The organism is Psychrobacillus sp. FSL H8-0487, from assembly GCF_038008385.1.
Lineage (GTDB): Bacteria > Bacillota > Bacilli > Bacillales_A > Planococcaceae > Psychrobacillus > Psychrobacillus psychrotolerans.
Window position 1 is genome coordinate 2,994,098 of record NZ_JBBOZA010000001.1, and the last position, 12,207, is coordinate 3,006,304.

At 36.9% G+C, this 12,207-nt stretch carries 10 protein-coding genes; 5 read left to right on the plus strand and 5 right to left on the minus strand.

All coding sequences use genetic code 11. From position 1 onward, the window contains the following. Positions 1–182: 182 nt before the first annotated feature. Entirely contained in the window at positions 183–1,322 is a 1,140-nt protein-coding gene (locus MHI47_RS15370; protein WP_093538165.1) for a zinc-dependent alcohol dehydrogenase, read from the plus strand. A gap of 46 nt (positions 1,323–1,368) precedes the next feature. On the opposite strand, the gene MHI47_RS15375 is transcribed toward MHI47_RS15370, so the two are convergent. From MHI47_RS15375 to MHI47_RS15385, 3 genes are all read right to left on the minus strand, one after another. Beyond that, positions 1,369–2,208: a DUF2785 domain-containing protein gene (locus tag MHI47_RS15375; protein ID WP_340831390.1), complete on the minus strand. Its 840-nt coding sequence runs from the start codon at positions 2,206–2,208 to the stop codon at positions 1,369–1,371. Between the two features lie 63 nt (positions 2,209–2,271). After that, positions 2,272–2,709 carry a hypothetical protein gene (locus MHI47_RS15380; protein WP_340831392.1) on the minus strand — a complete coding sequence of 146 codons (438 nt, stop codon included), beginning with the start codon at positions 2,707–2,709 and terminating at the stop codon, positions 2,272–2,274. Between the two features lie 228 nt (positions 2,710–2,937). Continuing rightward, entirely contained in the window at positions 2,938–4,134 is a 1,197-nt protein-coding gene (locus MHI47_RS15385; protein WP_340831394.1) for an MFS transporter, read from the minus strand. 236 nt (positions 4,135–4,370) lie between these two features. Between MHI47_RS15385 and MHI47_RS15390 the strand changes: the two genes are divergently transcribed. Next, a complete protein-coding gene (locus tag MHI47_RS15390) occupies positions 4,371–4,529 on the plus strand; it encodes a hypothetical protein (protein WP_340831396.1) in 159 nt (52 codons plus the stop codon). A 128-nt stretch (positions 4,530–4,657) separates the two neighbouring features. Here MHI47_RS15390 and MHI47_RS15395 read toward each other — a convergent pair whose 3' ends face one another. Both MHI47_RS15395 and MHI47_RS15400 read right to left on the minus strand, forming a co-directional pair. Beyond that, a complete protein-coding gene (locus tag MHI47_RS15395) occupies positions 4,658–6,409 on the minus strand; it encodes a methyl-accepting chemotaxis protein (RefSeq protein ID WP_340831398.1) in 1,752 nt (583 codons plus the stop codon). Beyond that, positions 6,406–7,584, minus strand: coding sequence for an MFS transporter (locus MHI47_RS15400; RefSeq protein ID WP_340763341.1), 1,179 nt, complete (start codon positions 7,582–7,584; stop codon positions 6,406–6,408). Before MHI47_RS15400 ends, MHI47_RS15395 begins: the two co-directional genes overlap by 4 nt. A 391-nt stretch (positions 7,585–7,975) precedes the next feature. Here MHI47_RS15400 and MHI47_RS15405 point away from each other — a divergent pair, with 391 nt between their 5' ends. From MHI47_RS15405 to MHI47_RS15415, 3 genes are all read left to right on the plus strand, one after another. Beyond that, on the plus strand, positions 7,976–8,161 hold the full coding sequence (locus MHI47_RS15405; RefSeq protein ID WP_093538158.1) for an SE1561 family protein: 186 nt from the start codon (positions 7,976–7,978) through the stop codon (positions 8,159–8,161). Between the two features lie 446 nt (positions 8,162–8,607). Continuing rightward, a complete protein-coding gene (locus MHI47_RS15410; protein ID WP_340831399.1) occupies positions 8,608–10,137 on the plus strand; it encodes a fumarate hydratase in 1,530 nt (509 codons plus the stop codon). Positions 10,138–10,281: 144 nt separating this feature from the next. Continuing rightward, on the plus strand, positions 10,282–12,192 hold the full coding sequence (locus tag MHI47_RS15415) for a heavy metal translocating P-type ATPase (RefSeq protein ID WP_340831400.1): 1,911 nt from the start codon (positions 10,282–10,284) through the stop codon (positions 12,190–12,192). The last annotated feature ends 15 nt before the right edge of the window (positions 12,193–12,207 follow it).

The window sequence follows — 12,207 nt, forward strand, 5'->3', positions numbered from 1 at the left end:
CTTTTTTAAGTGTCTATTCTATGGGGTACATTTTATTATTTCTCGGGATTTTTATTTTTTCTATCAGATTTTAATGATTATTACTTTTCTCACTCCCCACCCTCATCATATCTTCGTGAGTTTTAATTTGGAGATCATAGGGAAAGATTAAATTGAACATACTTTTAAAGGAGGAGATTTTTTTGAAAGCTGTCACATACCAAGGTGCCAAAGATGTCCAAGTAAAAGAAGTTCCAGATGCCAAATTAGAAAAACAAGATGATATCCTTGTACGTATTACCACTACAGCTATATGTGGATCAGATCTTCATATTTATAGAGGTGCCATGCCTACTCGAAAGGACTATGTCATCGGGCATGAACCAATGGGAATAGTGGAAGAGGTTGGACCAGCAGTAACGAAAGTTAAAAAAGGAGATAGAGTAGTTATTCCATTTAACGTATCATGTGGCGAATGTTTTTATTGTCAAAATGAGATGGAAAGCCAATGCGATAACTCTAATGATAATCCTGCCTTGGACACAGGGGGTTACTTTGGTTTTACTGAACGTTATGGTAATTTCCCTGGGGGTCAGGCAGAATACTTACGAGTACCATATGGAAACTATCTGCCGTTTTTAATACCGGAATCTTGTGAACTAGAAGATGAATCTTTGTTATTTCTTTCAGACGTTCTTCCTACTGCCTATTGGAGTGTTGAAAACTCTGGCATGAAAGAAGGAGACACCGTTGCCGTTTTAGGAGCAGGTCCTATCGGTCTGATGGTACAGAAGTTTGCTTGGATGAAAGGTGCAAAGAGAGTAATTGCAGTGGATCATTTAGATTATCGTTTAAAACATTCTATAAAGATGAATAATGTTGAAGTGTATAATTTTGAACAATACGATGATATGGGTTCACATATTAAAGAAATTACTAACGGTGGAGTAGACGTAGTGATTGACTGTGTAGGTATGGACGGTAAAATGTCGATGGTTGAAAAAGTGGAACAAAAGCTAAAACTCCAGGGTGGAACTTTAAGTGCTCTAGATATCGGAATAAACGCAGTAAGAAAGTTTGGGACAATTCAATTAACAGGCGTTTACGGGTCATTGTATAATATGTTCCCACTAGGTAATATTTTCGAACGAAATGTAACCCTAAAGATGGGACAAGCCCCAGTTGTACATTATATGCCTACCTTATTTGATAAAATTACGAACGGTGAATTCGATCCAAAAGAAATTATTACACATAGTATGCCATTAGACAAAGCAAGCGATGCTTATAAAACTTTCCATGATCATGAAGAAGAAAGTATTAAATTCGTGTTAAAACCTTAATTATATATAATACATTGGACAGACATTCAACTTGTCTGTCCTTTTCTCATGACATAAGATTCCATTCCGATTCAAGGCAATCTTCAATACTTTTTTGCAAAGGATATAATTTTGGTCTTTTTTGAACTTCAATCAAAAAGCTTTTTAAGAATGACTTGCAGTTTGCATATAAATACCAATACTCTTCTTCCTTCACTAACATTTTCTGTTTATGTAATTCATCTGGTATTTGCTTTAACAATGATTGTATTTCTTTTATTTCTAGACCTCGTTCGAGCATCTCCAGTATTGAAACTAATATTCTTTCCTCCTCTTCGTGAATGTAAACAGTAGTGGAAACAAGGACTTTATCCCACAGTACATTTAAGATTTCTCCAAAGTATTTTACGTCCACTTTTTTACTTTTTATCAATTCATCCAAGGTATCTGCGACATGCGCTACACTGTGAGCCCATCCTTTATATGGAATATACCCTCTTAAGTCATTTTCAAGATTAATATAATCTACTATTTTATTTTTTACTTGCAAAATTACATCTTGGCTAAGAAAGTCATCTTCGTTGTCTCTAGATAGGATAAGTGCTATTAAAAGAGTAGTAAAAGACCTTGTGAATACAGTATCTGTGTCTTTATCTCCAATACCTTTCAATAACAAATCCTTTAGTGCCACTTCTAATAGTTCCTTCAACAGATCCTGATCTAGCAAATTCTTTTTTATTATTAAATGATAAAACCAGCTATATATTAATTGATCTCTCAACTCGCCATCTGAAGAACCAATATGTTCAATCATCGATTTGATAATAATGACTGTTTCCTCGGCTTCCCAAATTCTTTCCCCACTTTTAAGCTCCGATAATATCTCTTTAAGTTCCATTGCTTCCATTTGAAAATATCATTTCCTTCCATACTTCATTAAACAATATTTATTTTTCATTTTAGTTGATCTTCAAACTATTAATTTCCTAATTACTTCATTTACAAAAAGGAATCTATCTATATAGACAAAAAGAGCCCCTATAAAAATAACGATATAAATAGCTGATATTATAAGGGCTGGCTTAATACTCCCTTGTTCCAGTAAGTTAACAAGATTAATAAAGAACATGGAGAATACTATAATACCCACAAGCCAAAGTACCTTCAGAAAATTTACCTCATAATCTATCAGCGCAACTTTTAAGGTGGATTCCTCTGTTTTGATAACCTTATGTTGCTCCGAGTGAAGCATACCTTTCTTAGTTATAGTAAAAGATTGCTCATCACTATAATTTATTTGATGTACTCCTGGATATAAATCCAAGGTGTATGTGACCAGCACAAAAGCTATGAGAAGCAAGTATAGAAGTAAATTTATAAACTTTTTTTCTGCATTCAGCGTTATCATCGATTCCACTCCTTTTTTTGAAGTAGTGTATTTATTGATTATACGTAAAATAAGCAGAAAAGTTACACAATTACGGTTATGGTAAAGATACATACATCATTGTCGTGAAGGTTATCACTTAAACTAAAGGGATACAACAACTGGCATCATATTGATGGAGTAGCTTCTTATCACATGTCACTCCAATCAAATAGTACCTGATGCTCATTCGCATCAAGTACTAAAAAATTATGAATGAACCGTTTTCCGCTTCATTCGCCATAAGAAATAAAGAACGGGTAAAATTAGGAATGCAGATGCCGAAATGCCTCCTGCAATTGTTGTGTATAATGCTAACAATCCTACTAATGGGCCCCCAACAATTTGTCCGAAAGCATCAAGTTGCCCAAACATGGAAAGTGTTGTTGCTCTACCTTTCGATTTAATTTGTTCATTTGTAATGATGCTCATTAATGGATAGTTTACGTTTCTCAGTGCACTTGTCACCCAGTACATCACCACAGCTATCCAGAAATGACCTGTCCATGCGAAAATTAGCATCGTTCCTGTCAACACTGCATTTATAAGCAATAGCACAGCCGCGTAGCGACCTTTCACGTTTTTCTCAACAAAACGTAGTACGACAATATTAAGTAAAAATGCAATCGCATAAAAAGCACCAAACCAGTAGATGGTCTCATCTTCCGACAAATTATAGTCAGTAATGAAATGGGCTCCATATAAACGGTCGAATCCTTCACTCGCAAGTCCCCATAATAATGTAACTACCGCTATGCTAACTAGCATAGTATTCCCACGAATCTGTGATAGTCCAGCTTTGATAGTGGTAACCATATGAGTGACACCCGAGACACCTTTTTCACGTGTTACTTTGACAAACTTGGTTTCGGGTAGCTTGATGAATGCCCAGAATGAAAGGGCAATCAGCATGACACCTGCAAATATAATCGCCGTTTGCACCGACCAAACAGCCGCAATTGCCACACTGGCCAAAATTGCTACGAAACGTGCAAAAGAAGAAAATTGGGAACCACGAAGGAACGTGGTGTCTAAGTCTTCGCCGTCTAACTCATCCGCAATCCATGCTTGTTCAGCTCCACTTATGAAAGTCCAGCCTATTCCCCACATCGCAGAAGCGAAAGCAATCGCCCAAAATTCTGGCGTACTACCTTCAAGAACATGTGCCAAACCAATAATAACTGTGCCCAGTGCTAGTGAACGCTTTCGTCCGTAGTGATCTGCATACAAGCCAGTTGGCATTTCAAACAAGAGAACGGAAACTTCCATAATTGTGCCGATTAAAACCAGTTGCAATGCATTTAAGTTTGCTTGCGTTACATAATAAATAGCATTTAATGTAAATACAATTTGGATAAAAAACGATCTAGAACTTGTGATTGTATAATAAAAATTTTGTATGCTCACTATAATTCCTCCGATTTAGTTGATTCTGGATTTGAATCAAATCGGAGATCATATTATTAAACCAACATGCCCTCCAATTTGAATGAAGAAGTCAGTGTTATTCTTTGCATATGAATCTCTCCCTTTACTATAATTAACTCAGACTAACCTATTACTCAGAATATTGTCAAGATTTGTTTATATGATGTTATTTTCAGGAATGGGACGTAGGAAATGAACTTAAGGGGGAGATTTTCATGGAAATAAAAAAAGTAGATAACAAAGTGATAGTAGATGACTTTGAATTTTATGGTCAAATTGAACAAGAAAAGTATTGTTCTACATGCAAGTTTAATTTAGTTTATTATGATAATTTTGATACGTATTTTTGTCCTAAATGTAATAGTTGGATATAGAATCTAAATGTAGTGACCCTAGTTGTAAATATTGCCCTAATAGACCAGAAAAGCCTTTATCTTTAAAATAGCCAAAAGAAAAAGCACTAAGGTTGTTCTTAAAAAAGAACAACCTTAGTGCTTCGCTATTACAGATTAAATTGGTTAATTGCTTTTTGAAGCTGATGGGCTGATTGTTGTAGAGTTTGAATCGTTTTGTCTAAGTTTTCAACGGTATCCACTTGATAATCTGCCGAAACAGCAACAGTTTTCGTTTGTTCTACTGACTCATTTACAATAGCGGTAACTTGCTCCATGGATGCAAGTACTTCTTCGGAGCTTGCAGACATTTGTTCTGTTACAGCTGAAACATCTTGTACTTCTTCATTTACACGGACAACAGATTCCAGTACCTTATTCAAGTCGTTTCCGATCTCTTCGACGGCTAATGATCCACTTTGTACATCTTTTGCGCTTCTAGCCATTTCTCCTAGTGCTAGAACAGTTACTGTTTGGAATCCTTGAATATGATCACGTATTTCTTCCGCAGAGTTTCTCGACATTTCTGCTAGTTTTCTAACCTCATCTGCAACAACAGCAAAGCCCTTCCCTGCTTCACCTGCCCGAGCCGCTTCAATAGCTGCATTCAATGCTAGTAGATTCGTCTGATCAGCAATACCTGTAATCACTGTAACCATCTCTTCAATGGATTGATATTTTTCTCCTAGATCTTTCACATGTTTTTCAGTTGCCAGTACAGAAGCCTCTACGTTTTTAATCTGGTGAACTACTGTCATAGAATTTGCTGCACTTGAGGTAACAAGTTCTGTCATATCACTAGATGATGTGGCCACTGAGGTAGAAGAATCTGCAATTCTCTGGATGCCAATAGTCATCTCTTCCATAGCAGTTAGAGCTTCATCATTATTTGTTTTCTGTATTTCAGATCCAGAAGCTATTTTATAAATACTCTCTGATATTTCATCATTTGAGGATCTAACTGACTTCATTACTTCCTCTAATTCATCAGATACTTTTAATAGCGAACCCGCTGTTCCATTCATATTTGTTAAAATAGAGGATAATTGAACAATGGATTTTCGGAATGATTTAGCAAAATCGGATATTTCATTATTCTGTTTTAATGACACCGATTTTAATACTTCTTCAGCCCCTCGAAGGTCTCCATTTGCAAACTTAATAGAAGCATCTTGCATATTTGTTAGTGGCTTCAATGCAGTTCGAACATAACGATAGAGTATTAAGGTGATGACTGTACCTAACAGAATAACCATTATCAAAGAAAAAGGAACAGATTCTTTTAAGCTTTTTTGTTGAATTACTTGGACATTCGCTGCAGAAATATCAACTCCTACAATCCCAATTATTTCTCCTGCTTCATTTTTCAAAGGAGCATACGATGATAAGTATTCCCCATATTCTTCATCCTCAATTAAGTCTGTGTAGCTTCCACTTCCAGTTAATGCACCTTCTACAGCTTCATAATTTGTTCCTTCACTTATATCCCCTGGTAAATAAGCACTATCATCATCTTTTCCTGCAGCATCAATAATGATGGTGGCTGTTTCTCCTTCTTTAGGAATATCAGTAACATACGCATATAATATGCCATTTTGTATTAGTAAATTATTTAACTCTTCTCTTAATTCCCAGTACTTTTCATTTTGTTCAGGGTTCTTTTTAAATTCTTCATAGGCTGGAACATCTACTAACGTTGCGATATTTTGCGCAATATGTATGCCATTTTCTCCTAATGAATCTTTTACAGTTTTGTTCGTGTTGTAAACAAGGACAGTGGTAAATAATGCTACTAGTAATAGTATCCCTACGACAATATAGAGTGTAATTTTACTTCCTAACTTAGATGATTTTTGCTTCATAACAATCGACCTTTCTTCTGTGGATTGGAGATGAGTATAAGAAATGATAATGAACCTAACAATAGAGCTATAAGTATTAAGAAACTTAGGCCATCAAATAGTTGTATGAAAAGCCCACCTAAAAACGGTCCAGATAAGCTTCCTAAACTAAAGAAAATTCCACAGAGTAAATTGCCAGTTGGTAGTAATTCTTTTGGTGTTAAATCGGTCATATACGAAATACCAAGGGAAAACGTTGAACCTACAAATGTACCTGCTATAAAAAACATACTTCCTATGACTAGGACGGAAGTTTCGAACATACTAGCTATACCAAATGTTAAAGAGCCCATGGCCAATGCCACGATTAACACTTTTCTTCGACCTATGCGATCACTTAATACCCCTAATGGTAGCTGAGATACAACACCCCCGATAGAAAATGCTGCTAATATATAAGAAAGATCTGTAACGTCTAGAGCATTACGTAGTGCATACACAGGATAGATTGCGTTCAGTGAGGACTCCAAAAAACCATAGCTAAACGGTGGTATAAATGCTATCCATGCAACTGCAAATGCTGCTCCAAAGCGTTTCCAGGTCCCAGCTATTAAGGCACTATCGGAAAAAACTTCAGGCTTCTCATTCTTAATGAAGAATACAAGAACCCACGCACTTAAACAAAGGATACTCGATACAATGAACGGTAAACCTTCAAAGATCTCCACTAATTGGACAAATAAAGGTCCCACCGCAAAACCTACGCCAAATGATAATCCGTAAATTGCAATATTTCTACCTAATCGATGCTGTGGTGAAAAGCTAGTAATCCAAGTTTGTGTCGAAAAATGAAGAGCATGATCACCAATTCCGATCAATAGCCGCAACACAAACCAAAAGGCTACACTTTTCCACAAAGGAAAAAGCATTAAGGACACAATAACAAGAAGTCCACCTACAATTATTATCGGTTTGTATCCGAATTTTCGTAGAGGTGGTTCCATAAAAGGAGAGATTAACAACGTACCTATGTATAATCCAGTTGCACTTAATCCATTTAAAGTAGCACTAACACCATCTTGTTCAAAAATTACAGAAATTAAAGGAAGCAACATCCCTTGCGAAAAACCAGATATCGAAACAATAGCAACTAATATTCTAAAACGTCTTTTTTCTTCTAATGTAAATTCATGCATATTAATACCTCTTTTTATCCAAACTAATTTCATATTAGCTTTAGTTTAGCAGAGAATAAGAATGGGTAATATATAAATTTACATAACAAAAGGCTCAGCCGATATCTCTGTAAGATAATGGACTGAGCCTTTACATATAACTATTATTTACTTGTATATTCATAACTGCATTTTCGGCCTGTCTGCCGGTGAAATGTCTATACACCCTCTTTCAACTGATTAGAATGGTCGACTGTTCACTACGGCCTCCCTTCTATGTATCTTATTGATACTTTATCATATAAACAGAATATTGTAAACATTGTAAATACACAAATCATTAAATTAACTCTTTAGACCTATCTTTTCTTTACAATTTCCTATATCCTATACTAAAGTGAGGTGTTATTCTGTGGGTAAACAAATTTCAAATCCAGAACAACAAGTATCTTATTTAAAAGATCGACTTCAAATGTTTCTAGAAGTTTTGGACACAATCGAACCTGAAACAACTGAACTTGAAGATATAGACCGCCTGATTCAAATGATGGACGACCTTGAGTTAAAAGTTGAACAGTTTAAAAACACAAAGGAATAATTAAGAAGTTCGGAATGAAATCATTCCGAACTTTTTTTTCGCAGTTGGATGGTTGTAGTTCTCGGACGGATAAGCTGTTCTCTTGAGCGCTCGGGCGTTTCGTGGGCGGATAGCAGTGATTCCCGAGCGCATACCTACTTCGCTCGGGCGGATAAGCTGTTCTCTTGGGCACTGGGCATTTCGTGGGCGGATAGCCGTGGTTCTCGGGCGTATGGCTCCTTCTCTCAGGCGGATGACCACTCTACTTGGACACTCGGGTGATTCCCGACGGATACACCTCTCTCCTAAGCCTCTACTAGTATGAGACATTTTCCCCTGAAGCTACTGTCCCCGCACTTACGCCATTCCAAGTATTTATTCCCTCAGCTACTCTTTTTTTCATCTCCATAAAATAGTATACTTGTAATGTTTGTTACCTATTTACATATAAAAGGAGCGTTCACCTCATGCAATTGGAGCAATTAGAAATAAGTATTTATGATTTAATTACCGAAACTTCTACAAATTTACCTAAGGATGTTCGACGTGCGATAAAAAAGGCAAAAGCTGCTGAAAATGCTGGTACTCGAGCTGCGATGAGTTTAGATACGATCACAAATAATATTCAAATGGCAGATGATAATGTTTCTCCTATTTGCCAAGATACGGGTTTACCAACTTTCAAGATTAAAACACCTATTGGCGTGAACCAATTAGAAATTAAAGCAGCGATTAAGCGTGCAATAGCGTCAGCTACTAAAGATGCAAAGCTTCGTCCGAATGCTGTTGACTCTTTAACTGGTACTAACAGTGGGGATAACTTAGGTGATGGTCTTCCTGTCGTTAAGTTTGAGCAATGGGAAAACGACTACATTGAGATGAAGCTTATTTTAAAAGGTGGCGGCTGTGAAAACAAAAATATTCAATATAGCCTGCCTACTGAGTTAGAAGGATTAGGTCGTGCTGGTCGTGACTTAGACGGAATTCGCAAATGTATTTTACATTCTGTCTATCAAGCACAAGGACAAGGCTGTTCAGCTGGCTTTATCGGAGTAGGAATCGGTGGGGATCGATCTTCTGGATATGATTTAGCAAAAGAACAATTATTCCGTCATGTAGAAGATACAAACCCAAATCCTGACCTAGCAAAATTAGAGCAATATATAGTTGAAAAAGCTAACACACTAGGCATTGGTACAATGGGCTTCGGTGGAGAAGCTACATTACTTGGCTGTAAAATTGGAGTAATGCACCGTATTCCTGCAAGTTTCTATGTGTCTGTTGCTTATAATTGTTGGGCTTACCGTCGTATGGCGATTAATATAAACTCCACTACAGGTGAAATTATCGAATGGCACTACCAAGATGGAGAGAAAATTGAGTTCAAAGACCAATCTTCCGAAGAAGCTCCTCAAAAAGTAGTAGAATTACAAGCTCCTATCACAGAGGAACAAATTCGTGCACTACAGGTCGGAGATGTTGTTTCAATCAGTGGTCGTATGTATACTGGCCGTGACGCAATACATCACCACTTGATGAGCCATGATGCACCAGTTGACTTAAATGGGCAAATTATTTATCACTGTGGTCCTGTCATGCAAAAAGATGACGCAGGTGACTGGCATGTACGTGCTGCAGGTCCAACTACATCTATCCGTGAAGAACCTTACCAAGGCGATATTATGAAGAAATTTGGCATTCGTGCAGTAATCGGTAAAGGTGGAATGGGTCCCAAAACACTTGCTGCTCTTTCTGAACATGGTGGAGTTTACTTAAATGCAATCGGTGGAGCTGCTCAGTATTATGCAGATTGTATTAAAGGCGTAGAAGGTGTGGACTTGATGGAATTCGGTATTCCTGAAGCTATGTGGCATCTTCGTGTCGAAAAATTCACAGCTGTAGTAACAATGGATTCCCATGGTAACAGCTTACATGCTGATGTAGAAAAATCTTCACTTGAAAAACTGTCAGCTTATAAAGAAAAAGTATTCAGTTAATGTAAACAGTTGACTTATAAAAACCTCTAGATTATAATAATTATAAATTAGTAATAAATACAAAGTGGATTTCCTATTGGAAGTCCATTTTCTTCATTTATAAGGACTATTAATATTGAAAATCATTATCAAGGAGGTTTTTATATGACAACAATAACTGAGAGTAAATCTACCCCATTATTTCTTGAAACCTTAAAGTCTCATATTGAATTGATCGCAGCACTTTTCTCTGGGATACTAATCCTCATAGCTTGGCTGTTAGGAAACACCGAGCAAGAAACTGCATCAATTATTTTCTACTTACTTGCATTTATAATAGGTGGATATGCAAAAGCCAAAGAAGGTTTAATAGAAACATTTAAAGAAAAAGAACTAAATGTAGAATTACTGATGATACTTGCAGCAATAGGCTCATCCATCATTGGTTATTGGACGGAAGGTGCCATTCTAATATTTATATTCGCTGTAAGTGGTGCCCTTGAAACGTACACGATGAATAAAAGCAAAAAGGAAATTTCCTCTCTTATGGAGCTCCAACCCGATGAAGCGTTGCGTTTAAATAATGATGGCACTAGCTCTCGCGTTGCAGTAAGTGAACTTTTAGTAGGCAATCACTTAATTGTAAAGCCAGGTGAACGAATTCCTGCAGATGGTAAAATACTAAGCGGAACTACTGTGGTTGACGAGTCTGCTATAAGTGGCGAGTCAATCCCTGTAACTAAACAATTAAATGATGAACTTTTCGCAGGAACTGTTAATATGAGCGGTGCTATTACGATGGAAATGACGAAGGATAACAAGGACTCGCTATTCCAAAAAATTATTAATCTTGTGCAAACAGCTCAGGATGAAAAGTCTCCTGCTCAACAGTTTATCGAACGCTTTGAAAGTACGTATGTGAAAGTGGTTCTAATTTCAGTAGCATTTATGCTGTTCCTTCCCCACTACCTACTTGATTGGGACTGGAACACCACATTCTATCGCGCAATGGTTTTATTGGTAGTGGCATCTCCTTGTGCTCTGGTCGCTTCGATCATGCCAGCCACTTTAGCAGCAATTTCGAACGGTGCTAAAATGGGGATATTATTCAAGGGTGGAGTACATTTAGAAAACATCAGTGAGATGAAAGCAATCGCATTAGACAAAACTGGCACATTAACAACCGGGAAACCCGTTGTAACAGATTATTTAGTTAGACCAGATTTAGATAGAATAGCTACGTTAACAAAACTTGCAACTATTGAAGGTCAATCCAATCATCCACTAGCTCAGGCAATTACAGCCTTTGCAAAATCTGAAGGTGTAGGAAATTTACCCCTTATTCCTATTGAAGACAAACCGGGATTTGGAATACAAGCTACTATCGATGGAGAGACAATACTAGTTGGAAAACCGGACTTTGTTAATAGGAAAGATGCCTTTGCCTTTCAAAATGGTATCGCTATTACACTTGCTGAAGAAGGAAAAACAGTTATCTTTATGCGAGATGAAAAAGGAATAGCTGCAGTCGCTGCATTAAAAGATACGGTCCGTGAAGAAGCAAAGGCTGCGATTAAACAACTTCAATCCCTTGGTATTAAAACGGTAATGCTTACAGGGGACAATGAAAAGACTGCAAGTGTCATCGCAAAAGAGGCTGGTATTGACCAATATATTGCAGAGTGTTTACCAGAAACTAAAGTGAAGCATATGAAAGAATTACTACAGCAACATAAGTTTGTTGGGATGGTTGGAGATGGTATAAATGATGCTCCAGCACTTGCAACAGCAACTACTGGATTTGCCATGGGAGAAGGTACAGATGTGGCACTAGAAACCGCTGACATTATACTAATGAAAAATGATTTATCTAAAATTGCGTACGCAGTGAAGATGTCACGTAAAATGCGACGTATCGTTAAGCAAAATATCGTATTTTCCGTAACGGTAATCGCCCTACTCATTGTCTCTAATTTCCTTCAAGTAGTAGATCTTCCATTAGGAGTTATTGGTCATGAAGGCAGTACCATATTAGTTATATTAAATGGATTACGTATGTTGAATCGAAATATATAGGAGAACTTAAAAAGA